Origin of the sequence: Curtobacterium sp. MCJR17_020, assembly GCF_003234365.2 — a bacterium.
Lineage (GTDB): Bacteria > Actinomycetota > Actinomycetes > Actinomycetales > Microbacteriaceae > Curtobacterium.
In genome coordinates, this window is record NZ_CP126260.1 from 964,911 (window position 1) to 988,060 (window position 23,150).

A 23,150-nucleotide genomic window follows, 5' to 3' on the forward strand; every position below is an offset into this window, starting at 1 on the left:
ATGCCGAAGATCGCGCTCGACCCCACGCCGTACCACCACGACCTGTCGCTGCTGGAGTTCCCGCAGAAGGTCGCCGACCTCGGCTACGAGTACCTGCAGCTCACCCCGCACAAGGACTTCATCCCCTTCTACCGGCACCCCACGGCCGACGACGACCTCGTCGACGCGTTCGCCGCGGCGTGCACGACGGCCGGGGTCCAGGTCGCGTCGGTCCTGCCCGTCCTGCGCTGGGCCGGCCCGGACAAGGAGGCCCGCGAGGCCGCCGTCAAGAAGTGGAAGCGGGTGATCGAGATCACGAAGCGCCTGGGCGTGGACACGATCAACACGGAGTTCTCCGGCCGCCCCGAGCGTGCCGAGGAGTCCGAGGACCAGTTCCACTGGGCGATGGAGGAGCTCCTGCCGATCATCGAGGACTCCGGCATCCGGGTCCTCATCGACCCGCACCCCGACGACTTCGTCGAGGACGGGCTCGAGGCGCTCCGGGTGATCCGCGGGCTGAACTCGAAGAGCATCGGCTTCGTCTACGTCGCCTGCCACACGTTCCACTACGGCGGCAACATGGACGAGATCATCGACGCTGCGGGCGACTCACTGCAGCTCGTGCACGTCGCCGACGCCTACGACCACCACCGGTCGCACGGCCTGCGCTACATCACCAACCCGCCCGGCAACCCGGTCCGCGTGCACCAGCACCTGCCGGTCGGCCAGGCGGACGTCGACTTCGACGCCTTCTGGGCCGCCCTCGACCGGGTCGGCTTCACGGCGCGCGAGGACACCGTCGCGGTGTCGAGCGTCTTCGCCGAGGACGAGAACGCCGACCAGGTCTCGCGCTTCCAGCTCGACACGATCAAGAAGGGACTCACACGATGACCGACACCCTCTCGTCACCGGCGATCACCGACGCCGACGTCCGACCCGTCACGCTGCAGGCCGCGTCGCAGACCGCGACCGCCCTGTGGAACGACTCCGCCGACCCGCGCGAACTGTCCACCGCGATCCACGAGTACGGCGCCGTCGGGGCGACCTGCAACCCGGTGATCGCGTACACCTGCATCAAGCAGGACCCGGAGACCTGGGTGCCGCGCATCCGCGAGATCGCCGCGGAGCACCCGACCGCGGGGGAGTCCTGGATCGGTTGGAAGGCCGTCGAGGAGCTCTCCATCGCGGCGGCCGAGCAGCTGCTGCCCGCGTTCGAGGCATCAGGGGGCCGCAACGGTCGCCTGTCGATGCAGACCGACCCACGCTTCCACCGCGACGCCGATGCCCTGGTCGAGCAGGCCGTGCGGTTCTCGCAGCTCGCCCCGAACATCATCGTGAAGATCCCCGCCACAAAGGTCGGCATCGCCGCGATCGAGGAGGCCGCCTACCGCGGGGTCTCGATCAACGCGACGGTGTCCTTCACGGTGCCGCAGGTCGTCGCCGTCGGTGCGGCCATCGAGCGTGCGCTCGACCGTCGTGCCGCTGACGGCCTGCCCGACCAGGAGTTCGGCCACGTCGTCACGCTGATGGCCGGCCGGTTCGACGACTGGCTGAAGACCGTCGTCAAGCGGGACCACGTCATGGTCGACCCCGGCATCCTCGAGTGGGCCGGCGTCGCCGCGGTGAAGAACGCCTACCGGGTGTTCCAGGAGCGTGGCTTCCGGTCGCGCGTGCTCGTCGCCGCCTTCCGCAACGCGCTGCAGTGGTCGGAGTTCCAGGGCGGAGACCTCGTCGTCTCGCCGCCGTTCCAGTGGACGAAGGACATCAACGCGAACGCGTTCCCGTTCCGTCCGGACGCCATCCACGACGAGGTGCCGGCCGACGTCATCGCGGCCCTGCGTGCCGCGACGCCCGAGTTCGCGCGCGGGTACGACGTCGACGGCATGACGATCGACGAGTTCGACCGGTTCGGGGCCACGGTGACGACGCTGCGCCAGTTCCTCGACGCCGACGCGCAGCTCGACGCCCTGGTCCGCGACATCATCGTCCCCGCCGCATGACCGCCGTGGACACCGCTGCACCGGACAGCATCGGCGTCGGTCTCATCTCGGTCGGCTGGATGGGGCGGCTGCACTCCCGCGCCTACCGCGCCCTGCCGGACCACTTCCCGGAGCTCGGCGTGCACCCCCGGCTCGTCGTCGCCGCGGACCCGATCGAGGCCGCTCGCGACCAGGCCGTCACCCGCCTGGGCTACGAGCGGGCCGTTGCCGACTACCACGAGGTCCTCGCCGACCCGGCCGTCGACGTCGTTTCGATCTGCTCGCCGAACTTCCTGCACCGCGAGATGGCGGTCGCTGCTGCCGAAGCGGGCAAGCCGTTCTGGATCGAGAAGCCGATGGGCCGCTACGCCAGCGACTCGCGTGAGATCCACGAGGCCGTGCAGCGCGAAGGCGTCATCACGAGCGTCGGGTTCAACTACCGGCACGCCCCGGCGATCGAGCGGGCCCGCGAACTCGTCCGCAGCGGCCGCCTCGGCCGCATCACGAACGTGCGCGGGTCGCTGCTCGCCGACTACTCGTCCGACCCCGCAGCACCGCTGACCTGGCGTTTCGAGCGGGAGCGTGCCGGTTCGGGCGTGCTCGGCGACCTGCTCTCGCACGGCCTCGACCTGGCGCAGTACGTCGTCGGTCGGATCGCCAGCGTGAGCGCGTTGGCCGAGACGTTCATCCAGGAGCGCCCGAAGCCGGCCGCGGGCATCGTCGACCGGAGCGCCGCAGCCACCGGCGAGCTCGGCCGCGTCGAGAACGAGGACTACGCAGCCCTGCTCTTCCGCTTCGAGGACGGCGCCGTCGGCACCATGGACTCGAGCCGCGTCATGCGGGGACCGCACGCCGAGTACACGCTCGAGATCTACGGCACCAAGGGTTCGGTGCGGTGGGACTTCCAGCGTCTCAACGAGCTCGAGGTGTACCTCGACGGCCAAGAGGTCGACGGCTACGCCACGCACTACGTCGCCTCGGGTGACGGCGAGTTCGCGCGCTTCCAGCCCGGCGCCGGCACGGCCATGGGCTACGACGACCTGAAGACGATCGAGGCCGCCCAGTTCATCGCGAGCGTCCGCCGCGGGGAGCAGCTCGCCCCGTCCGTCGCCGACGGACTGGCCGCTGCGTCGATCGTCGAGGCGGCCGAGGCGTCCCTCGCCGACGGCGCGTGGCACGACGTCGCGCGCGTCGATGGGCCGCTCACCTACGCGGCGGCGACCCCCGTGCTCTAGACGGTCGCGGACCACGGACGGGAGGCGCGGTGCCAGCTGGCACCGCGCCTCCAGTCCGTCTGTTGCTGCGCCTCGGTCCATGTTAGTTTGTCAGGACAAAGTCCCGAACTGCAGGAGGCACCATGCCGCTCGTCCGTATCGACCTCGCCACCGGCCGCACGCCGCAGGCGGTGCGCGCCATCGCCGACGCGATCCACCAGGCCATCGTCGACGTGTACGCGATCCCCGTGCGCGACCGGTTCCAGGTGATCACCGAGCACCCGGCGCAGCAGATCATCGCCGAGGACGCCGGCCTCGGGTTCGAGCGCACCGAGGGCGTCGTCATGATCCAGGTCTTCACGCAGCGCGGGCGCACCGACGACGCGAAGACGGCGCTGTACGCGGCCATCCACGACGCCCTGGCGGCGATCGGTGTCGCGTCCGAGGACGTCTTCATCGGCTACGTCGAGAACGGCCCGCAGGACTGGTCGTTCGGCTTCGGCCGCGCCCAGTACGTGACCGGCGAGCTCGGCGTGCCCGCCCTCGCCTGAGCGCCCGCGCGAGCCCGCCCGTCCCGACCGTCCGCCCCGAGGTTCCGAGATCTCGGCATCTCGAGGCGTTCGGCGGCCATCCGTGGAACCTCGGCGTCACTCGTGCGGCAGGTCGTGGAACCTCGACGTCAGACCGGCAGCGCGAACCGCCTACTTGTCGACGAGGGTGACCTCGAACGAGTAGCGGTCGGGGCGGTAGCAGTGCACGCCGTACTCGACCGCGCGGCCCGAGGCGTCGTACGCGGTGCGGCTCATGGTGAGCACGGGGTCGCCGTCCTCGATCTCGAGCAGACCGGCCTCTTCGTCGGTGACCGCGCGGGCACCGATCCGCTGCTTCGCCACCCGCATCGTCACACCGCGACCGCGGAGCAGCTGGTACAGACCGTGGTCCTGCAGGTCCTGGTCGGAGATCTCGAGGAACTCCGGCGGCAGGTAGTTCTCGAGGATCGCCATCGGGACGTCCTCGGCGAACCGCACGCGACGGATGTGCGCGACGATCGTGCCGGGCTCGATGCTGAGGGCTGCGGCGACCTCGTCCGAGGCAGGGACGTCGTTGCGCTCGAGGAGCTTCGTCGCCGGTGCCTGTGACCCCTGGGCCAGGTCGTCGTACAGGCTCGTGAGCTCGACCTTGCGGGTCACCGGGCCGTGCACGACCTGCGTGCCGATGCCGCGGCGGCGGACGAGCAGACCCTTGTCGACGAGGTCCTGGATCGCCCGGCGGATCGTCGGGCGGGACAGCCCGAGGCGCTCGCCGAGCGCGATCTCGTTCTCGAGACGGGCGCCGGGAGGCATCACACCGGAGCGGATCGACTCCTCGATGCGCGAGGCCACCTGGAAGTAGAGGGGCATGGGACCCGACCGGTCCAGGTCCATGAACAGGTCGGACGGCAGCTGGCCTTCGTTGGTCATCGCGGTCCTTCGGGGAATTGCGGGTTCGGCAGCGATGCCGAGGGATTGTCGTGACAATACCATCGGGTGCCCTGCGCCCCGGTGTGCCACTCCCGTCAGCGCTCGACCGCAGCCTTCAGCTTGGCGAGGCCCTTCTCGAAGTCGCCACCGAGGAACTTGTCCATGTTGACGAACACACCCATCACGCGCGACATCAGGTTCTGCGGGCTCGTCATCGACCAGACGACCCGCGTGCCGCCTTCTCGCTCGAGCTCGTCGAGCCGGAACGCGACCGCGCTCGACGACCGGAACGGTGCGGTGAACTGCAGGTCGACGTCGACCTCGGCGGCATCGACCCGAGTGATCGCCATGGCACCGGCACCGGCCTTTCGGTTGCCCTTCCAGGCGTACGTCGAGCCGACCGTCCCCGGTTCACCGGTGTACGTCCGCTGCAGCGCGGGATCCTGCCCCTCCCACGGCGACCACTCGACCCAGCGGTGCAGGTCCGCCAGGTACGGGGTGATGTCCGCGGCGCGAGCCGTGATGACGGTCTCGCGTTCGATCGTGGTGGGAGCAGCCATGCGCTGAGCGTAGTGCTGCGGTCGAGGCGGCGACAGGGACCTTCGGCCCGGCCGGGCCGGCGCGGTCAGCTCAGTCGGCGAAGACCATCGGGCGGTTCGACAGCCGCGGCTGCGGCGTCGACGCCTTGGGCTTCTCGGCACGGGCCCGGACCGGGGCGATCGTCACGCGGGTCGCTGCCCCCAGGGCCTCGACCGTGTCGGTGCCGTGGTGGCCGGCGGCGTGGATGACGATCGCGGCGCACGCCTCGGCATCGGCGGCGGCGTCGTGGTGCTGGAAGCCCTCGAACCCGGCGGCCATCGCGGCGACCGGCAGTCGGTAGGAGTCGAGCGTGTAGGTCTTGCGGGCGACCGCGAGCGAGCACATCGAGTGGTGTTCGGCGAGGTCGATGCCGGTGGCCGAGCAGCCGCCGGCGATGACGCCCATGTCGAACCGGGCGTTGTGCGCGACCAGGACGTCACCCTCGGCGAAGGCCACCAGGTCGGGGTACTGCTGCTCCCACGTCTTCGCGTGCACGACGTCCTCGGCGACGATCCCGTGGATCCGGGTGTTCCACTCGAGGAACGCGTCGTGTCCGAACGGCGGGCGGATGAACCACGACGCCCGGTCGACGACCCGGCCCGCGCGGACCTTGACGAGTCCGACGGAGCACGCACTGGCGGGCGAGCTGTTCGCGGTCTCGAAGTCGATCGCGGTGAAGTTCAACGGCACGGTTCCGATCGTCGCACGGGGCGCCGACATAGCCGGAAGCCGCCTCGGCGTTGCGGCCGGACGCTCAGCGGCGTCGTGCCGAGCGGGAGCTGCTGCGCCGGCGTCGTGCCGTCGCGCGCCAGGTCGCCGTCCGACGGGCTCGTTCGCGCTTCCAGTAGGGGGCCAGCAGGGTGCCCACCATCTCGAAGGCCACCGCGACGCCGTCCAGACGCCAGCGCAGCGGCAGGCGCTCGACGTGTTCGGTGAGTCCGGCGGTCAGGTCGCCCGTGATGACCGGGAAGCCGGAGTCCCGGGGGAGCGGGATCCCGCGGAACCGGTCCTCTTCGGCGTAGTCGATCGTGTCGTCCTCGGGGTCGTAGACGACCAGGACGTCCGCCTCGAGCTCGGCCATCGCGTCGTGCAGCTGCTCGAGCGCAGCGCGGGAGGCCTGCTCGAGTGCGGCGAGGGTCTCCGGTGCGAAGCGCTGCCGCAGCGCCGGCGCTCCCATGCCCACCGAGTGCACACCGCGCTCGTCGCGTTCGAACCACATCGACGTCCTCCTGTTCCGTCGCCCGGTCCGGACGACGGGGACCACGCTGCCAGAAGCCGTCGTGGCGCGTTCCGCGCGGTAGCGTGCGCGCATGGGGAACGACGGAGACGGTCGGCCGCTCGTGCTGGTGCTCGCCGGGGCCGGCTACGGGCAGCAGGCACCGTTGCTGTGGTGGTCACAGGCCATCGCGTCGGCGGCCGGGTGCGAGGTGGTGGCACCGGCCTGGATCATCGACGCCGACGCCGGGGCCGACCCGGTGGCGTTCGTCGAGGCCGCGATCGGGGCTGCGCTGGACGATCGCCTGCCCGACCTGGTCATCGCGAAGTCGTTCGGGTGCTTCGCGCTGCCGTGGGCGATCCGGAACGGCGTCCCCGGGGTCTGGCTCACGCCGGTCCTCACGCACGACGACGTGGCCACGGCGCTCGCCGCCGCCACCGATGCGCACGACGCGATCGGGGGTGGAGGCGACACCATGTGGCGGCCCGAGCGGGTCTCGGGGACTGCTCCGCGCCTCCAGACCGTCGACCGTGCCGACCATTCGCTGCAGGTGGCCGGCGACTGGCGGCGCTCGCAGCGGCTGCAAGCCGACGTCTTCGACGTCGTCGAGCGTCGCATCACCGCCCTGCGGCCCCGGATGGGCGGGTCGCCACCGCTGGACTGACGGACGGACTGGAGGCCCGGGTCGGCTCCGACAGGCCGCCGCCGGTAGGCTGTTCTTCCGTGGCTCTCACCATCGGAATCGTCGGTCTCCCGAACGTCGGCAAGTCGACCCTGTTCAACGCCCTGACCAAGAACCAGGTCCTCGCCGCGAACTACCCGTTCGCGACGATCGAGCCGAACGTCGGGGTGGTGAACCTGCCCGACTCGCGGCTCGACCAGCTCGCCGAGCTCTTCCACTCGGAGAAGACCGTGCCCGCGCCGGTGTCGTTCGTCGACATCGCCGGCATCGTCAAGGGCGCGAGCGAAGGTGAGGGGCTCGGCAACAAGTTCCTCGCCAACATCCGCGAGGCCGACGCCATCGCGCAGGTCGTCCGCGGCTTCACCGACGACGACGTCGTGCACGTCGCCAACAAGGTGTCCCCGAAGGACGACCTCGAGGTCATCAACACCGAGCTGATCCTCGCCGACATGGAGACGATCGACAAGGCTCTGCCGCGGTACGAGAAGACCGTGAAGCTCAAGCAGGCCGAGCCGATCGTGCTCGAGACCGCTCGCGAGGCCCGTGCCGCGCTCGAGCAGGGCACCCTGCTGTCCGCGACGAAGATCGACCTCGCGCCGATCGCCGAGCTCGGACTCCTGTCCGCCAAGCCCTTCATCTTCGTGTTCAACGTCGACGAGGCGATCCTGACCGACGACGCCCGCAAGGCCGAGCTGGCCGCGCTGGTCGCCCCCGCACAGGCAGTGTTCCTCGACGCCCAGGTCGAGTCGGAGCTCATCGACCTCGACCCCGCCGACGCCGCCGAGCTGCTCGAGTCGACCGGGCAGACCGAGTCCGGGCTCGACCAGCTCGCCCGCATCGGGTTCGACACCCTCGGGCTGCAGACCTACCTGACGGCCGGCCCGAAGGAAGCCCGCGCGTGGACGATCGGCAAGGGGTGGAAGGCACCCCAGGCTGCCGGCGTCATCCACACCGATTTCGAGAAGGGCTTCATCAAGGCCGAGGTCATCTCGTTCGTCGACCTGGTCGAGACCGGCTCCATCGCCGAGGCCCGCGCTGCCGGCAAGGCCCGCATCGAGGGCAAGGACTACGTCATGCAGGACGGCGACGTGGTGGAGTTCCGCTTCAACAACTGACCTCGCCGCGCGTGCGCCAGGATGAGCGCATGACGAACCCACAGGCAGGTTGGTACGACGACGGTTCCGGCACCATGCGGTGGTGGGACGGTTCTGCGTGGACCGAGCAGGTGCAGCCGCCAGCACCCGCGGCGTCCGGCATCGGTGGGGTGATCGGTCGGATCCAGGCCGAGGCCGCCGCGGGCGGACAGCCTCGCCCGGCTCAGAACGGCATGAGCTACGTGGTCCTGCAGGTGGTGCTGCGGGAGAAGTTCTTCGGCACGGGTTCCGGCAACCTCACCGAGTTGGAGAAGGCGATCAACGCGCAGGCTGCGCTCGGCTACCGGCTCCACACGATCACGACGGCTTCGTCGGGCAGCACGGGGTTCGGTGGCGGAGATCGACTGCAGGCCACCATGGTGTTCGAGCGGATCAACTGAGCACCCAGGACCGGCTGATGGCGCACATGGTCAGAGCGGCACAGCTTCGTCGAGGACGTGTGCGAAGTGCTCGTCCTCTTCGATGTCATCGGTGAGGACATCGACCTCGAACCCGGTGATGTGCTCGACCACGTGGGCAAATCCGCCGAGGTCGAACAGCGAAGCCACGGGCGTCAGGCTGACCAAGAGGTCGATGTCGCTGTGATCGGTGTCGTGACCTCGAACACCCGCGAGAACCCGATGTCCTCGCGCGCAGCACGGATGAGTTCCGCGGCGCGGTCGATTCGCGTCGTCGCTTCCTCCACGATCATCGACTGTAGGAGGATCGTGTCGGCTTCGGGAGGGAGCTGAGGGGCTAGATTCAGACCGTCCGAATGCCGAGGAGGCCCCCATGTCGTACGTCGTCGACTTCGTGAACGTGTCCACGGTGGGTCTGGAGTCCTCGCCGGTCGCCGACGCACTCGCCGGGCTCCGGGCCAACGAGGCGCGGTACTTCGCGAACAAGTACGACCACGTGTTCACCACGCACGCCGCAGCTGACGTGCCGGACCTCGTCGAGTACGTGCGGCGGGTGCTCGAGGAGGAGCGCGGGCTGGTCATCGCGTCACCACCGCTCGAAGCGACGGAAGCGCTCGTCGACGGCGTGCGCTGGACGTACGTGTTCTACGAGTCCGGTCTCGCGATCAACGTGCTCTACACGCTCGAACCGGGCGGCAAGCGTGCGGTCGGCTTCAAGCTGTCCGACGGCATGGACGTGCCCGAGGAACTCGCCGACAAGTTCAAGTTCGCACGGCAGAAGTCGAAGCTCGCTGGCACGATCCGCGGCTCGTTCTTCGTCGTGAAGGGCGAGTACTGACGTCGTGAAGTTCCCGTGCATGCGAAATGTTTGGTACGGCGGGCTACGCTGATCGACCCTGGTCACCACGAACCGGTGATGAAGGGAGGGGCATGGGCTATGGCGGCGACTCTGGTGAAGACTGCGGTGATGCACGGCCTGTACGTCGGGTTCACGGGGGACAGCTCTCGAGCGCGGGCGATGCGGGAGCTGTTGAACGAGAAGCGGGCGTCAGCGGCACAGCGGGCGGCAGCCGAGGAGAGGCGGACGCCGACGTCCTCAACATCGCTGCAACGGAGATGTTCAGTGGACCGGTAGCGTCGCCGCGCGTCCTGGCCGAGTACGAGCGGCTCGTTCCAGGAGCGGCCGAGCGGATGATCGGCTGCCACCTCCGCTCCGAAGCCGTCGCTGCTGACGCCGTCGAGCGTCTGAGCAGAGCGGAGGCAGTCGCCGTCTTGACGGGTGTCATCGGGGCGCAGGTGCTCACCGTCGGAGCGCTCATCGCGGGGGCGATCCTCATCTCGGCCGGTCACACCGTCGGAGCGCTCGCAGCGATTGTGCCCGGCGTGCTCGGGGCGGCATCGCAGGTCGTCGCTGCGGCCCGTCGAGGTGTGTGACCGTCGCACGGCCGGTCGCAGGTACGACGAAGCGCCGCCGGGTAGCCCGGCGGCGCTTCGCGTTCGTACTGGTGGAGCCTAGGCCGCGAGGGCCATGTCGCCCGCGTGCACGGACTGTGCCTGCAGCAGAGTGCGGCTGGCCTCGCCCGCCCAGGAGCGGCCCGGGACGGTCCAGCCGGCCTCGCCGACGGCGTCCAGACGGGTGCCGCGGGTGACGAAGGTCTGCAGGTCGTCGGCCGCGATGCGGACGAGGTACTCGCGCTGCGAGCGGTCGTCACGCACGGGGAACTCGGCGATGCGGTCCGGGGTGATCGTCGGGGCCGCGAGCGCGGTCCCGAACACGGTGATTCGTTCGTTGCTGGTCATGGTGCTGTACTTCCTGGTCATTCGGCGCCAGGGCGACTCGGTGTCGGCGGACGTCTCAGTCCGGCGCGACGCATCGAGTGCGGGGCGCGCACGTCGAGTTTCAACGTGCTGCTGATCCGTTCGGATCAAGCGGGGGTCTCGCTTGGAATGCGACTCGGGTGAGTCGGTGTCGAGACGTTGGTGTGCGCGAGTCAGATGGGTTCGCGGCAGTGCACCAACCAAGAACTATACGCACTCGAAGCGAAGAAGTCCAGCGACGGCCGGAAGACGGTTCAGGAGGCCAGGAACGCGTCCCAACGGGCGCCACCGGCAGCCACGTTGCCGGAGCCGTCGAGTCGTCCAGCGGCGGAGGCCGGCTTGCGCGAAGCCTGCGCGTGGATCAGTTCGTCGAACGAGCCGGAGAACCCGAGGCGGGGCAGTGCGGTGGCGACGGCGTGCAGATCGTCGGTGGACCACCGGGAGAACCCGGCACCGGAGACGTCGAGCGAGGTGGCGACCTCGAGCAGGTGCCCCTCCACATCCAGCGCGGGGTCGACGGAGGTCCACATGTGCCGCTCGATGACCTCACCGACGCGTCGAGCGCGGGCTGCGTCCCACCCGGCGCCGAGGGCGAAGACGGAGCCCACGGCGCCGCCGGCGTCTTCGAACGGCACGGCGTGGGCGTCAAACGACGGTGTCACGCCGAGGTCGTGCAGCATCGTGGCGACGAAGAGCAGCTCGCGGTCGGGCTCGAGGTCGACGGTCGGTGCGAGCAGGACCGCCCACGCCCACGAGCGCAGGCAGTGGTTCACCAGCGCGGGGGAGGACCAGGTGCGGACGACGTCCAACGCCCGTGCGGCGACTGGGGAGGGCGGGGTGAGCAGGGCTTCGACGTCGAGCGGCATGGCACGACAGTAGCGGTGCGACGGAGCCGTAACGGCACGGAAACGTGCCGGGCCCGAGCCGGAAACAGCGCACCGTTAGCTTTCGGATCACTGAGTACCCGCTCAGCACCCGACCTCCTCCCGAAGGACCTGCACCCATGCAGCACCGCCTCCGGCTGCGCCCCCGCGCGACGATCGTGTCCTCGACACTCGTCGCCGCCGGGGCGATCGGCCTCGCCGCCCTGACCGCCGCACCGGCACAGGCAGCACCGACCGCGACGACCGCGACCATCGACGCCCCCACCACCGCGACCGTCGGCACCGCGTTCGACGTCGACCTCACGATCCCGGCGACGACCGACGTCTACGCGTTCGAGATCACGCTCGACGCCGACGCGGACTCTGTGTCGTACGTGGAGGACAGCGTCACCGGCCCCGACGGCGGCTTCGACAGCGTCGAGCAGGACGGCGACGCCCTGACGATCGTGCACACCCGCCTCGGGACCTCCCCGGCGCTCAGCGGCGACCTCGCTGCCTCGATCGGCCTGACGCCGACCGCACCGGGCAGCGTCGACCTGGCGGTCACGAGCATCACGCTCGTCGGCTCCGACGGCACCTCGACGACCCTGACCGACCCGGCGAGCACCTCGATCTCGATCGCTGCAGCGGCGACGGCCACGCCGACGCCCACCCCGACGGCCACGCCCACCCCGGGCGCCACCGCCACGGCCGATCCGGGCGCCGGCGCGGGCGACCCCGATCCGACGGCCACGGCCGGCCCGAGCGACCCCTCCGACCCGACCAACGGCGCCACCGCCGTGGCCGCAGCTGGTGGCGACCGTCCGACCGGCGGCGAACTCGCCTGGACCGGCGCCGACGTCGCCCCGTGGATCGCCGCATCGCTGGCCCTCCTCGCCGCCGGCGGGACCCTGATCACCCTGCGTGCGCGCCGCGCCCGCCGCGAGCGCACCGGAGCAGCCGAATGACCGCCAAGAAGCCGGCCGCCAGCAAGCAGGTCGCGGCAACGCCCACGACCAGCCGGAAGCGCACCGCCGTCGCGGGCGCCTCGCTCATCGCCCTCGTCGGCACCGTCCTCGCCGCGACCCCCGCGATCACGGCCGCGGCAGCACCGGCATCCGTGGACGCCAGCCCCGCCGCGATGCTCGCGCCGTACTACACGGACCTCGACCTGACCGGCGACGACCAGGTCACGAAGTCCGACCTCGCGGTGCTCACCGACCACCTGGGCACGACGAGCGCCAGTGACGACTGGGCGACGGTCAGCGCCGCGGACACCGACGCCGACGGCACGATCACCGTCGCGGACCTCGCTGCGCTGTCCCAGCGGATGATCTACGACGACGGCCCGTTCACGCTCGTCGAGGCGTCCACCATCGACATGCAGGCCGCCATGAACGCCGGGGTCACCACCTCGGTCGCCATCACGCAGGACTACCTCGACCGCATCGCCGCGTACGACCGCACCAAGGTCGACACCGCGTCGACCGGTCGCGCGCTCAACTCGATCGTCACGACGAACGCCGAGGCCCTCGCCGCGGCGAAGACGGCGGACGCCGAGCGGGCCGAGCACGGCATGACGAGCATGCTGCTGGGCGTGCCGATCGCGGTGAAGGACAACTACGACACCAAGGACATGCCGACCACGGGCGGCTGTGGCTGCTGGGACGACAACCAGACCGACACCGACGCCACGATGGTGGCCGGCCTGCGCGGTGCCGGTGCGGTGATCCTCGCCAAGGCCAGCCTCGACGAGTTCGCCTACGGCTTCGTCTCGGAGTTCTCGTCGAACCAGCCCGCCGGTTCGTCGTTGCTGGTCGCCAGCCCGTACAACACGGCGCAGACCGCCGGCGGCTCCAGCGGCGGCACCGGTGCAGCGATCGCGGCGAACCTGGCCGGCATCGGGTTCGGCACCGACACCGGTGGCTCGATCCGCATCCCGTCGACGTACAACCAGCTCGTCGGTATCCGTCCGACGGTCGGCCTGGCCAGCCGCGACGGCATCATCCCGCTCGCGCTGTCGCAGGACACCGGTGGGCCCATCGCCCGGTCGGTGACCGACGCGGCGGTCGCGCTCGACGCCGTCACCGGTGTGGACGCGGCCGACCCCGTCACGAGCGCGCAGTCCGGCAAGGTGCCCACCTCGTACACGTCGTCGCTCGACGCCGACTCGCTCGAGGGCGCCCGCATCGGCTACGTCACGTCGATGGTCGGCACGAACGCCACGGCCAAGCGGCTGTTCGACGCGTCCGTCGCGAAGCTCGAGGCCGCCGGCGCCACCGTCGTCCCGATCACCGCGACGACCGCGTTCAACCGGGTCCTGTCCGAGGGCAGCGGCAGCACGAACGAGTTCAAGCACGACCTGGACGAGTACGTCGCGAAGCACCTCGACCCCGACGTGACCGCCCGGTCGCTGCAGGGCATCCTGGCCTCGGGCGAGTACGTGCCGAGCCGCAAGTCGACCTACGAGTCCCGCGACCTGATCACCGACGCGCAGTACCAGGCGTGGGCCGGGCCGACGGGGTCGCACACGACGCAGCTCGCCACCGGCAAGCAGCTCGTCACGCAGATGCTCGACGACCAGGACCTCGACTCGCTCATCTACCCGTCGGGCACGCCCTACGGCACGCAGTCGACGAACATGCGTCTGAGCCCGAACACCGGCATGCCGGCGATCACCGTCCCGATGGGGCAGGCGACCGCGGCCGACGGCGCGATCACCGGCGCCGGCGTGAACCTCGAGTTCCTCGGCCGCTCGTTCGACGAGAGCACGCTGATCGGCCTGGGCTACGCCTTCGAGCAGGAGACGAAGGCGCGCACCACGCCCGCGCTGTACCCGACGCTCGGCTGAGCTGAGCGGGTCGCGTGACGCGACCACAGGACGGACGGGCGCGCCCCGCTCAGCGGCAACGCGAAGCGTTGCGCGGGGCGCGCCGACCGAGCCTGCGAGGGAGGGGGCGACACCGCCACGGGCCTCCCGTCCGTCCGCTTCGTCAGTTCAGGGTCGGGGTGTCCTCCGGCACGACGCCGTCCGCGTACAAGTCGGTCGCCAGGTCGCGGAGCGCGCGCAGCGCGACGCGCTGCGTCAGCGGACCGTACGAGATGCGGGCCACGCCGAGGGCCTCGTACTCGGCCGCGGGCAGGGCTCCCGGCAGGCCGATGACCGACAGCTTGCCGCGGCCGAGGCCCGCGACGAGCTGCTCGACGACGTCGCGCTGGATCGCGCCGGGCACGAAGACGAGCGCCGCGCCGTTGTCGAGGAACGCCTTTCCGCGTGCGATGGCGTCCGCGATGCTCTCGTCGAGTGGACGATCGCCGCCGCGGGCGATCGCGTCGGTGCGGGCGTTCAGCTGGAAGTCGACGCCCTCGGCCTGGGCAGCGGCCGTGATCGCGGCGACCCGGGCGACGGCCTCGTCAAAGGGGCGCAGGCGGTCCTCGACGTTGGCGCCGACGATGCCGGAGGCGATCGCGCGCCGGATGGTCTCGGCCGGGTCCTCGTAGCCATCGTCCAGATCCGCGGTGACCGGCAGGTCGGTCGCGGCAGCCACGATCGCGGCGCCCGACAGTGCGAGGTCGAGGGGCATCCCGCCGTCCTCGTACCCGTACGACGCAGCGATCGAGTGCCCGGCGGTGGCGATCGCCTTCGTGCCGGGCAGGTCGCTGACCACCTTCGCGGTGATCGCGTCCCACACGTTCACGACGCGGAGGATCTCCGGGGCTTCGTGCAGCTGCTTGAGGGTGGTGGCCTTGTCGGCGGTGCTCGTGCTCATGGGACCGACAGTAGGCGGGGCGACGCCCCGCGTCCCAGGGTGCGCGGAAGACGACGCTGGATGACAGGCGGGCTCGCGCCGGGCCTCCCGGTCGGTGCATGCTGGGACGCATGGCGAGCGACGAGCAGGACCCGGTCGGCACGCTCCGCGGAGTCCGGACGAGCATCAAGTGGACGCGGTACGCACCCGACGTGCTGCCCCTGTTCGTCGCCGAGATGGACCACGACGTCGCGCCGGAGATCCGGCAGGCCCTGATCGAGCGCGTGTCGCAGTCCGACCTCGGCTACCTGGACGGACCCGGGCCGCTCGCGCCCGCGTTCGCGCAGTTCGCGCTCGACCGCTGGGGCTGGGAGATCGACCCGTCCCGCATCCACCTCGCCACCGACGTCAGTGTCGGCATCGTCGAGTCGCTGCGGCTCGCGCTGCCCGACGGCGGTCGCGTCGCGATCACGCCGCCGGTGTACCCGCCGTTCTTCGAACTCGTCGACGAGGCCCGATGTCAGGTGGAAGAGGTCCCGCTGCTCGAGCAGTGGGGGCAGTACCGACTCGACCTCGAGGGACTCGAGCGGGCGTTCGCCGGCGGGGTCGGCGTCTTCCTGCTCTGCAACCCGCACAACCCCGTCGGCCTCGTGCACGACCGCGCCGATCTGCTCGCGATCGCCGAACTCGCGGCGAAGTACGACGTGCTCGTCATCAGCGACGAGATCCACGCGCCCCTCACGCACCCTGGCGTGCAGTTCACCCCGTTCGCGGCCGTCGCCGGACCCGTCGGAGCCCGCAGCGTCTGCGTGACCTCGGCGAGCAAGGGCTGGAACCTCGCGGGCGTGAAGTGCTCGATCATCGTCGCCGGCGACGACCGCACCGCCGCGCTCCTCGACACCCTGTGGGAAGAGGTCGCCTGCCGCACGAGCATCCTCGGGCTGCACGCGAACCTCGCCGCGTTCACCGTCGGGACCACGTGGCTCGACGACGTGGTGTCCCAGATCGTGGCCAACGACCGGCTGCTCGCGAAGCTCCTCGCCGAGCACCTGCCCGGTGTGGTCTACACGCGGCCCCGAGCCGGGTACCTGGCGTGGCTCGACTTCCGGGGGATCGGGCTCGGCGACGACCCGGCCGTGCCGCTGCGCGAGAACGCGTACGTCGCGCTCAACTCCGGTCTCGGGTTCGGGAGCGAGGGGCGTGGATTCGTCCGCCTCAACCTGGCGTGCTCACCGGAGACCCTGCGCGAGGCCGTGTTCCGCATCGCCTCGGCGTACCCGTCGAGTGCGCAGGAGGGGTTGGTCTGGCACGTCGCGTGAGCGCGTGGCGGTGATGCGTCCAGGAGGCCCGGTTCGGCTCACACGGGTCGGCGCGCCTCGATGAGGTGGCGCGTCGAGTGCGCCACGAACGATCCGTCTCGTTGGATCAGCTCGTGCAGGTCGAGCAGGCGGTCGCGGTACCGCTCGACGGTGAAGTCCGGCACCCACCAGATCACCTTGCGGAGCAGGTAGACGACCGCGGCGACGTCGTGGATCTCGATCCGGGTCCGCGCGGTCCGCAGCTCGACGATCTCGAGTCCGGCGGCACGTGCTGCGTCGGCTTCGTCGTCGTGGTGCCGGCCGCGCCGCTCGACGGGCTTCGGGCCGAGGAAGAACTCGATCAGCTCGAAGACGCTCGCCGGGCCGACGTGCTGGGCGAAGTACGTGCCCCCGGGTGCGAGGACCCGGGCGAGCTCGTCCCAGTGGATCGCAGCCGGGTGCCGGCTCGTCACCAGGTCGAACGCGCCGTCGGCGAAGGGCAGCGGCGGCTCGTCGGGGTCCGCGACGACGACCACGCCGCGCGGGTGCAGGTGTCGTGTGGCGGTGGCGACGTTCGGTGCCCAGGACTCCGTCGCCACCGCGGTGGCTGGGAACGCCGGCGCTTCGGCGAGGACCTCGCCACCGCCGGTCTGCACGTCGAGGCTGGCGGTGCCGGGGACCCCGGCGAGGCGACCGAGTCGCTCGCCGAGCATCTTCGCGTAGCCCCACGGCGGGCGTTCCTCGGTGGCGCGGCCGTCGAGCCACGAGAAGTCCCAGCCGGTGACGTCGGCGGCTTCGCCGATCGCGATCAGGTCGTCGAACGTGGTGGTGCTCATGCGGTCCATGGTGGCGTCTCCCCGGCGCGAGTGCCACCGGCCGTTCCCTCACAACTCGCCCCGGCCGGAGCCTGTCCACAGATCACGTCGCTCCTCCTGAACCGCAGTCCGCGGGCCGCCACAGTCGGCACATGCAGCGATACGAGCCGTTTCTGTCCAACCGCGATAGACAAGTTTGCCTAGCAGTGGTTGGCCAACTACGGTGAAGCGTACGGAGTTGCTCCGCAGGCTCGCTCGGAAGGCTGACGAGAACGGTGTCGAATTCGTGTTCCACCGGCATGGCGGGAATCACGACCTGTTCCGCTTCGGTCGGAACACGATCGTCGTTCCGAGGCACCGAGAGGTGGAGGAGATGACGGCGCGCGGCATTCTCCGTGACTGCGACCGACAAGGAGATGGGCGACGATGAGCCGACACACGGTGCGTGCAGAGCGCGGCAAGAAGTACTGGGTGATCTGGATCGACGGAGTCGTCCGGACGCAGGCGAAGCGCGAGCGTGAGATCGAGCTCATGGCCCGAGACTGGCTCTCGTTGATGAACGACGACCGCGATCCGGAGTCGTTCGAGCTCGTCGTCGAGGTGGCGATGCCCCAAGCGGCGCAAGCACACCTGGACCGGGCGGTGGCGCTCCGCGAGGAATCCGAGCGAGCGCGCATCGAAGCGGCGAAGGAGACGGCCGCCGCGGCGCTGGTCCTGCACGAGTCCGGACTCACGGTGCGTGAGATCGGGCCGCTGCTCCACGTGTCGCACCAGCGAGCACAGCAGTTGGTCGCCGCCGCTCGCTGACCGGGTCAGTCGATGTACTGGTTGCGCCCGACGACGCGGATCTGCAGGTCGTCGGAACGGTCCATCGCCAGGACCTCGCGGGCGACGAAACCGACGGCCGGCCATCGGTCGACCTCGGTGACCATGAAGCCGTCGATGAACACCTGCCACGCGCCGCGCTCACGGACCGCCTGCACCTCGTACGTCGCCATGCCGCGAGCGTACCGAAACCGGGCCGCTGTCAGTGCAGCTCCAACGTCAGTGCAGCTCGAGCGTCATGTGCACGTCGGCGCGGACGTAGGGGCTCGGCACGAGCTCGTCCTCGCGCAGGTGCCGGAAGCCGAACGCCTCGTACAGGTGCACGGCGCTGGCCAGCTGCGCGTTGCTCTCGAGGTCGATCCGGTGCGCGCTGAGCTCCCGGGCGCGGTCGAGCGCTGCGGCGATGAGCTTCCGTCCGGTGCCGTGCCCCTGGTGGCCGGGCGCGACGGCCATCTTCACGAGCTCGAACACCCCCGGCGTCGTCGGCACGATGCCGATGCACCCGATCACCTGGTCGTCGAGTCGGGCGACGAACACGGCGCCGCCGGGGTCGACGACGTGACCGACGGGGTCGCCGAGGAACTTGCGGTCCTCGTCCTCGAGCGCGAAGAACTGCGTGATCCAGGCCTCGTTGAGGACGCGGAACGCCTCGGCGTCAGCAGGGGTGGCGAGGTCGGCGATGGTGACGGTGGAGGTCGCTTCGGGCATGGCTCCATCCTCCGAGTCGGATGAGGTCATGTCCAATACTCGTTCGCTTCGATCGATAAGCTCAGTGCATGGATCGGGATCCGGACGTCGACCTCCGCCAGCTCCGCGCGTTCCTGGCCGTGGCCGACGAACTGCACTTCGGGCGCGCTGCCGACCGGCTCCGCATCGCGCAGCCCGCGCTGTCCCAGCAGATCCGCCGCACCGAACGCGAACTCGGCGTCGACCTGTTCGTCCGGACGAGTCGCAGCGTCGCCCTCACCGCCGCCGGCCAGGTGCTGCGGGGGCGTGCGCGGTCGCTGCTCGGGCAGGTGCGCCGCGATGTCGACGAGACGGTCCGGGTCGGGCGGGGTGAGGCCGGCCGGCTCGACGTCGGGTTCGTCGTCTCCGCGCTGCCCCTCGGGCCGATCGAGCGGGTGCAGGCGTTCCGGGAGCGGTACCCGCTGGTCCGCGTCGACCTGACCGAGGGCTACTCGTCGACGCTCCTCGCGCGGATCGTGCGGGGCGAGCTGGACTTGGCCGTCGTGCGCGACCCGGATCCGGACCCCACCGTGCGGCTCCTGCCGTTCCGGGCCGAGGCGTTCGTCGCGGCGGTCCCGCGCGGACACCGGCTCGCGGGCCGTCAAGCCATCCGCGGCACCGAGCTCGTCGACGAGCCGTTCGTGTTCTTCCCCGCCGTCGCCGGTTCGCTCGCCACCGAGCGGAACCTCGCACCGGTCACCGCCGGTGGTCGGCGGCCCGTGGTCGTGCAGGAGGCCACGACCTGGGCCACCGTCCTGCACCTGGTGGGTGCGGGACTCGGCGTGACCGTCGCTCCGGAGAGTGCCACACTCGCCGCGCCGGACACCGTCGTGCTGCTGCCGCTGACCGACAGCGACCACCGCAGCGAGCTGTCCTGGGCGATGCGCGCCGACGACGACCGCGAGATCCTGCGGAACTTCGTCGAAGCCGACTGAGCGACGCCCGGCGGGAAGCGCTCTGCTCAGCCGAGCGCGAGGACCGGCGCCCGGTGGTCGCCGAGCTCGTCGACGTGCCACGGCCGCGCACCCCGCAGGGTCAGCCCGAGCTGCACGAGCACGAATCCGACGTGGGGTTCGACGTCCGGGTCCCACGGCCCCTCGACCCCGAGGCCGAACGCACCGAGTTCGTCGTCGGCCTCGTCGCGCAGGGTGAGGCGCCAACGGCCGTCGCCGAGTTCCTCGACCACGGCCCAGCGGGCGGTGCCGAAGCGGCTCACGCCGACTTCATGATGTCCGCGGTGAAGTTCTGCACGCGCTGCAGCAGCGAGGCACCGCGCATCGCGATGGTCGCCGGCGGGTTGAGGTGCGGCGGAGCGGTGCGGATGAGCATCGAGCACCCGAGGTCCTCGCAGATGTAGGTGCCGATCGTGTTGCCGTTGCGCCCGGCCTCGCCCGCACGGGGAGCCGAGAACAGCCGCACCTGCGTCGCCGGCTGCGGTGAGTGGCAGAACGAGCACATCGCGGCGATGCCGGCGCGCAGGGACCCGCCCGCGGACCGGACGACGATGCCCACGGGGCGGTCGTCGATCCAGGACACGATGTACCCGCGGCGGGCGGCCTGCGGGTCGCGCCAGCCCAGGAACTCGCGCTCGTCCCAGAGCATCTCGTGCAGGCCGGGGATCGGCAGCTGCTCGAGCTCGTCGGGGGTGGCGTTGACGAACGAGGATCGGATGTCGGCTTCGGTCAGTGGCTTCACGGTCCGATCACCATATGCCTCGCCTCCGACACGTGGTGCGTCAGGAGCGACGTGCGGGCGACGGCGCGGTCGCGGATCGCCCCGCTCAGGAGAGACGGGAGGCCCGGATCGCCCCGAGCGCGCTGCTCTCGTCCGCCACCAGGACGGCCCGGCGCAGGGCATCGCGTCCGACACGTCGGGCTGCGGCGTCGTCGGCGGCGAACTCCACGAGGACGCGCGTCGAGCGCGCCATGGCGCGCGCACCGGGCACCCACGGGACCGCACGCTCGATCGATTCGGCGACCGCGACCGCAGCCGCGTGGTGCTGGGTCAGGTGGGCGCGCTCGTGGGCGACCACGGCCTCCAGTTCGTCTGTCCGCAACCGGTCTGCCAAGCCGGTGCTGACCAGCACACCGCCGCTCCGCCCGGGCACGGCGCAGGCGAGGGCGTGGTCCGCGTCGACGACGGCCACCGGGGTGCCGTCGATCTCGCGGTGCGGCGCGACGCCGGAGCGCATGGCCTGGCGGACGGCCTCGTGCTCGGGTCCGGGGCGGACGCGGACGGCGACGACGAACGCGATGACCGCGAGCAGTGCGACGCCGACGTTGAAGCCGTGCGTGGGGGAGCCGTCGCCGCCGAGGAGCTCGGTGAGCGGGCGGTCGGCGAGCACGACGAGGGCGATGCCGGCGACGAACCCGACGACGCCGAGCAGCACCGCGAGCGACCAGCACACCAGGGCGGTGCGCGGGCGGTCGATGGTCCAGGCGGAGCGGGTCAGCACCCTCGGGGCGAACACGACCACCAGCAGGGCGAGGACGATGAGCGCGATGCCGGCGACGACCACGGAGTGACCCCGGTCAGGAACGTGCGCGGGCGTCGAGGGCGCGACGCAGGGCCTCGAGGTCGTCGGAGGCGAGCGAGCCGGTGAACTGCAGCAACGCTGCTTCACGGTCGGCCGAGGCGGCGAGCGCACTCGACATGAGGGACGCGGTCTGTTCGTCGCGGCTGTGCACGGCGCGGAAGCTCAGCGGGGCGTCGTCGTGCTCCTGCCGTTCCACCTGGCCCTTGCGGCCGAGCCGGTCGAGGACGGTGAGCACCGTGGTCAGTGCCGGACGGGGCTCCGGGAAGGCGTCGAGCACCTGGCGGGCGGTGAGGCCGTCGGTCACGGAGCGGAGCGCGTCGAGCACCGCTTGCTCGAGCTGCCCCCTGGGGCGTGATCGCTGTCCGGCCATCCCCGCATTCTACGAGATGTCGAAGGCCGGCACGCGACACACGTTCGTAACGCGGTCTCGGTATGCTCGGCGCGGACAACTGAACACACCGGCCGTTCATCCGTCGCGGGAGACGCCGTGCAGTGCCCTCGGGTACATCGTGCCCTCGGGCGCACGCACGGCACCGAAGGAGCAATCCCCCCGTCAATCTCTCAGGTCCCACACCGCAGCGGACAGGCCACTCTGAAAAGCAGACGCTCAGTCGTCTCGCCCACGGTGAAAGCCGCCGGACCTCACGGGCCGCGGTGAAACTCTCAGGCCCATGACAGAGGGGGAGTTCCACCCGGCGATCGTCGCCGGGTCCTGCTGATGCCAGGAGAACTCCGCCATGAGTCCGACGCCACTGCGTTCGTCCCCGCTCGAACCCGCGCACGAAGCCGCCGGTGCGACCTTCACCGACTTCGCCGGGTACCGCATGCCCGTGCGCTACTCGTCCGACCTCGCCGAGCACCACGCCGTGCGGCAGTCGGCCGGGGTCTTCGACCTGTCGCACATGGCCGAGATCGGCGTCACCGGTCCGGACGCCGTCGCGTTCCTCGACCACGCGCTCGCCGGCTCCTTCGGCGCGATGCCGCTCGGCCGCGCGAAGTACTCCCTGCTGCTCGCCCAGGACGGCGGGATCCTCGACGACCTCGTCGTGTACCGCACCGACGACGACGTGTTCCTCGTCGTCGCGAACGCCTCGAACCGCGAGGTCGCCGTCGCCGCACTGTCCGAGCGCACCGACGGGTTCGACGTCGCGGTGTCGGACGACTCCGACAGCACCGCACTCGTCGCGATCCAGGGCCCCGCGGCCGCCGGCACGCTCGACGCCCTCGTCGTCGCCGACCGCCTGCAGCCGGAGAGCCCCCTCGACGACCTCGGCTACTACCGCGCCCTGCACGCCGTGTTCGACGGCTCCGAGGTGCTCGTCGCCCGCACCGGGTACACCGGCGAGGACGGCTTCGAGCTGTACAGCGCACCCGAGGTCGCCCCGGCGATCTGGGACGCGCTGCTCGAGGCCGGCGCCGACCGCGGTGTCGTCCCCGCCGGACTCGCGGCGCGCGACACCCTGCGGCTCGAGGCCGGCATGCCCCTGTACGGGCACGAGCTCGGCACCGACGTGCGCCCCGCCCAGGCAGGGCTCGGCCGCGTGGTCGCCAAGAGCGGTGACTTCGTCGGCGCTGCCGGTGTCGCGCCGTCGGACGACGCCCGCGTGCTCGTCGGGCTCGTCACCGAGGGGCGCCGCGCCCCGCGTGCCGGCTACGACGTGGTGCACGACGGCACGGTCGTCGGCACCGTCACCTCGGGTGCCCTCTCGCCGACGCTCGGTCACCCCGTCGCGATGGCCTTCGTCGACCCCGCGCTCGCCGCGGAGGGACAAGTCCTGCACATCGACGTCCGCGGGACGGCCATCCCCAGCACCGTCACCGCGTTCCCCTTCTACCGCCGCGCCTCGAAAGGCTGATGT

30 protein-coding genes and 2 riboswitches are annotated in these 23,150 nt (G+C 70.9%); of the genes, 15 read left to right on the forward strand and 15 right to left on the reverse strand.

The features are described 5' to 3' along the window. From DEJ14_RS04645 to DEJ14_RS04660, 4 genes are all read left to right on the forward strand, one after another. The gene (locus tag DEJ14_RS04645) at positions 1-870 is read left to right on the forward strand and encodes a sugar phosphate isomerase/epimerase family protein (protein WP_111084937.1); all 870 of its coding nucleotides are present in this window, start codon (positions 1-3) and stop codon (positions 868-870) included. Beyond that, complete coding sequence (locus DEJ14_RS04650; RefSeq protein WP_111084938.1) at positions 867-1,979, forward strand: transaldolase family protein; 1,113 nt, start codon at positions 867-869, stop codon at positions 1,977-1,979. Before DEJ14_RS04645 ends, DEJ14_RS04650 begins: the two co-directional genes overlap by 4 nt. Then, positions 1,976-3,193: a Gfo/Idh/MocA family protein gene (locus tag DEJ14_RS04655; RefSeq protein ID WP_111084939.1), complete on the forward strand. Its 1,218-nt coding sequence runs from the start codon at positions 1,976-1,978 to the stop codon at positions 3,191-3,193. Before DEJ14_RS04650 ends, DEJ14_RS04655 begins: the two co-directional genes overlap by 4 nt. 122 nt (positions 3,194-3,315) lie before the next feature. Then, the gene (locus DEJ14_RS04660) at positions 3,316-3,723 is read left to right on the forward strand and encodes a tautomerase family protein (RefSeq protein ID WP_111084940.1); all 408 of its coding nucleotides are present in this window, start codon (positions 3,316-3,318) and stop codon (positions 3,721-3,723) included. A gap of 150 nt (positions 3,724-3,873) precedes the next feature. On the opposite strand, the gene DEJ14_RS04665 is transcribed toward DEJ14_RS04660, so the two are convergent. The 4 genes from DEJ14_RS04665 to DEJ14_RS04680 form a co-directional block, all read right to left on the reverse strand. Next, positions 3,874-4,632, reverse strand: coding sequence for a GntR family transcriptional regulator (locus DEJ14_RS04665; protein WP_111084941.1), 759 nt, complete (start codon positions 4,630-4,632; stop codon positions 3,874-3,876). 95 nt (positions 4,633-4,727) lie between these two features. Next, positions 4,728-5,192 carry an SRPBCC family protein gene (locus tag DEJ14_RS04670; protein WP_111084942.1) on the reverse strand — a complete coding sequence of 155 codons (465 nt, stop codon included), beginning with the start codon at positions 5,190-5,192 and terminating at the stop codon, positions 4,728-4,730. Between the two features lie 70 nt (positions 5,193-5,262). Then, the gene (locus DEJ14_RS04675) at positions 5,263-5,901 is read right to left on the reverse strand and encodes an exonuclease domain-containing protein (protein ID WP_111085038.1); all 639 of its coding nucleotides are present in this window, start codon (positions 5,899-5,901) and stop codon (positions 5,263-5,265) included. A 64-nt stretch (positions 5,902-5,965) separates the two neighbouring features. After that, complete coding sequence (locus DEJ14_RS04680; protein ID WP_111084943.1) at positions 5,966-6,430, reverse strand: hypothetical protein; 465 nt, start codon at positions 6,428-6,430, stop codon at positions 5,966-5,968. A 91-nt stretch (positions 6,431-6,521) separates the two neighbouring features. Here DEJ14_RS04680 and DEJ14_RS04685 point away from each other — a divergent pair, with 91 nt between their 5' ends. The 3 genes from DEJ14_RS04685 to DEJ14_RS04695 are packed head-to-tail and all read left to right on the forward strand — an operon-like array spanning position 6,522 to position 8,643. Beyond that, entirely contained in the window at positions 6,522-7,091 is a 570-nt protein-coding gene (locus tag DEJ14_RS04685; RefSeq protein WP_111084944.1) for a hypothetical protein, read from the forward strand. Positions 7,092-7,150: 59 nt separating this feature from the next. Further along, positions 7,151-8,224, forward strand: a complete 1,074-nt coding sequence (ychF, locus tag DEJ14_RS04690; protein WP_111084945.1) for a redox-regulated ATPase YchF — start codon at positions 7,151-7,153, stop codon at positions 8,222-8,224. 29 nt (positions 8,225-8,253) lie between these two features. Continuing rightward, positions 8,254-8,643, forward strand: coding sequence for a DUF2510 domain-containing protein (locus DEJ14_RS04695; protein ID WP_111084946.1), 390 nt, complete (start codon positions 8,254-8,256; stop codon positions 8,641-8,643). A 30-nt stretch (positions 8,644-8,673) separates the two neighbouring features. On the opposite strand, the gene DEJ14_RS04700 is transcribed toward DEJ14_RS04695, so the two are convergent. Next, positions 8,674-8,811 (reverse strand): hypothetical protein, encoded by a 138-nt coding sequence (locus DEJ14_RS04700; RefSeq protein ID WP_181437479.1) that lies wholly within the window; start codon positions 8,809-8,811, stop codon positions 8,674-8,676. 223 nt (positions 8,812-9,034) lie between these two features. Here DEJ14_RS04700 and DEJ14_RS04705 point away from each other — a divergent pair, with 223 nt between their 5' ends. Together DEJ14_RS04705 and DEJ14_RS04710 are read left to right on the forward strand one after the other, a co-directional pair. Then, positions 9,035-9,499 (forward strand): DUF8821 family protein, encoded by a 465-nt coding sequence (locus tag DEJ14_RS04705; protein WP_111084947.1) that lies wholly within the window; start codon positions 9,035-9,037, stop codon positions 9,497-9,499. 278 nt (positions 9,500-9,777) lie between these two features. Then, on the forward strand, positions 9,778-10,095 hold the full coding sequence (locus DEJ14_RS04710; protein ID WP_146249716.1) for a hypothetical protein: 318 nt from the start codon (positions 9,778-9,780) through the stop codon (positions 10,093-10,095). Between the two features lie 78 nt (positions 10,096-10,173). Here the strand turns inward: DEJ14_RS04710 and DEJ14_RS04715 are convergent, their stop codons facing one another. Both DEJ14_RS04715 and DEJ14_RS04720 read right to left on the reverse strand, forming a co-directional pair. Next, complete coding sequence (locus tag DEJ14_RS04715) at positions 10,174-10,461, reverse strand: hypothetical protein (protein WP_111084949.1); 288 nt, start codon at positions 10,459-10,461, stop codon at positions 10,174-10,176. Positions 10,462-10,733: 272 nt separating this feature from the next. Further along, positions 10,734-11,345, reverse strand: a complete 612-nt coding sequence (locus tag DEJ14_RS04720) for an HD domain-containing protein (RefSeq protein WP_111084950.1) — start codon at positions 11,343-11,345, stop codon at positions 10,734-10,736. 137 nt (positions 11,346-11,482) lie between these two features. Here DEJ14_RS04720 and DEJ14_RS04725 point away from each other — a divergent pair, with 137 nt between their 5' ends. Then, positions 11,483-12,310, forward strand: a complete 828-nt coding sequence (locus tag DEJ14_RS04725; RefSeq protein ID WP_111084951.1) for a hypothetical protein — start codon at positions 11,483-11,485, stop codon at positions 12,308-12,310. Continuing rightward, entirely contained in the window at positions 12,307-14,193 is a 1,887-nt protein-coding gene (locus tag DEJ14_RS04730; protein ID WP_111084952.1) for an amidase family protein, read from the forward strand. Before DEJ14_RS04725 ends, DEJ14_RS04730 begins: the two co-directional genes overlap by 4 nt. 142 nt (positions 14,194-14,335) lie before the next feature. Here the strand turns inward: DEJ14_RS04730 and DEJ14_RS04735 are convergent, their stop codons facing one another. Next, complete coding sequence (locus DEJ14_RS04735; protein ID WP_111084953.1) at positions 14,336-15,112, reverse strand: isocitrate lyase/PEP mutase family protein; 777 nt, start codon at positions 15,110-15,112, stop codon at positions 14,336-14,338. 110 nt (positions 15,113-15,222) lie between these two features. Here DEJ14_RS04735 and DEJ14_RS04740 point away from each other — a divergent pair, with 110 nt between their 5' ends. Further along, positions 15,223-16,410 (forward strand): MalY/PatB family protein, encoded by a 1,188-nt coding sequence (locus DEJ14_RS04740; protein ID WP_258373231.1) that lies wholly within the window; start codon positions 15,223-15,225, stop codon positions 16,408-16,410. 38 nt (positions 16,411-16,448) lie between these two features. Here the strand turns inward: DEJ14_RS04740 and DEJ14_RS04745 are convergent, their stop codons facing one another. Next, entirely contained in the window at positions 16,449-17,225 is a 777-nt protein-coding gene (locus DEJ14_RS04745; protein ID WP_111085039.1) for a class I SAM-dependent methyltransferase, read from the reverse strand. 405 nt (positions 17,226-17,630) lie between these two features. On the opposite strand from DEJ14_RS04745, the gene DEJ14_RS04750 reads away from it, so the two are divergent. Beyond that, entirely contained in the window at positions 17,631-18,011 is a 381-nt protein-coding gene (locus DEJ14_RS04750) for a hypothetical protein (RefSeq protein ID WP_111084955.1), read from the forward strand. Positions 18,012-18,016: 5 nt separating this feature from the next. Here the strand turns inward: DEJ14_RS04750 and DEJ14_RS04755 are convergent, their stop codons facing one another. Continuing rightward, positions 18,017-18,202 carry a hypothetical protein gene (locus DEJ14_RS04755; RefSeq protein ID WP_111084956.1) on the reverse strand — a complete coding sequence of 62 codons (186 nt, stop codon included), beginning with the start codon at positions 18,200-18,202 and terminating at the stop codon, positions 18,017-18,019. Between the two features lie 46 nt (positions 18,203-18,248). Beyond that, positions 18,249-18,737 carry a GNAT family N-acetyltransferase gene (locus DEJ14_RS04760; protein WP_111084957.1) on the reverse strand — a complete coding sequence of 163 codons (489 nt, stop codon included), beginning with the start codon at positions 18,735-18,737 and terminating at the stop codon, positions 18,249-18,251. A gap of 68 nt (positions 18,738-18,805) precedes the next feature. On the opposite strand from DEJ14_RS04760, the gene DEJ14_RS04765 reads away from it, so the two are divergent. After that, on the forward strand, positions 18,806-19,690 hold the full coding sequence (locus tag DEJ14_RS04765; RefSeq protein ID WP_111084958.1) for a LysR substrate-binding domain-containing protein: 885 nt from the start codon (positions 18,806-18,808) through the stop codon (positions 19,688-19,690). A 26-nt stretch (positions 19,691-19,716) separates the two neighbouring features. On the opposite strand, the gene DEJ14_RS04770 is transcribed toward DEJ14_RS04765, so the two are convergent. The 4 genes from DEJ14_RS04770 to DEJ14_RS04785 all read right to left on the reverse strand — a co-directional run bounded on the left by DEJ14_RS04770 (position 19,717) and on the right by DEJ14_RS04785 (position 21,661). Continuing rightward, positions 19,717-19,971 carry a hypothetical protein gene (locus DEJ14_RS04770; RefSeq protein ID WP_111084959.1) on the reverse strand — a complete coding sequence of 85 codons (255 nt, stop codon included), beginning with the start codon at positions 19,969-19,971 and terminating at the stop codon, positions 19,717-19,719. After that, a complete protein-coding gene (locus tag DEJ14_RS04775) occupies positions 19,968-20,450 on the reverse strand; it encodes an FBP domain-containing protein (RefSeq protein WP_181437480.1) in 483 nt (160 codons plus the stop codon). The genes DEJ14_RS04770 and DEJ14_RS04775 overlap by 4 nt, the downstream gene beginning before the upstream one ends. Before the next feature lie 85 nt (positions 20,451-20,535). Next, on the reverse strand, positions 20,536-21,273 hold the full coding sequence (locus tag DEJ14_RS04780; RefSeq protein WP_111084961.1) for a M48 family metalloprotease: 738 nt from the start codon (positions 21,271-21,273) through the stop codon (positions 20,536-20,538). Positions 21,274-21,286: 13 nt separating this feature from the next. Next, on the reverse strand, positions 21,287-21,661 hold the full coding sequence (locus DEJ14_RS04785) for a BlaI/MecI/CopY family transcriptional regulator (protein WP_111084962.1): 375 nt from the start codon (positions 21,659-21,661) through the stop codon (positions 21,287-21,289). A 96-nt stretch (positions 21,662-21,757) separates the two neighbouring features. Further along, positions 21,758-21,877, forward strand: a riboswitch (glycine riboswitch). Then, positions 21,878-21,979: riboswitch (glycine riboswitch) on the forward strand. 49 nt (positions 21,980-22,028) lie between these two features. Here DEJ14_RS04785 and gcvT point away from each other — a divergent pair. After that, positions 22,029-23,147, forward strand: coding sequence for a glycine cleavage system aminomethyltransferase GcvT (gene gcvT, locus DEJ14_RS04790; protein WP_111084963.1), 1,119 nt, complete (start codon positions 22,029-22,031; stop codon positions 23,145-23,147). Positions 23,148-23,150: the final 3 nt, after the last annotated feature.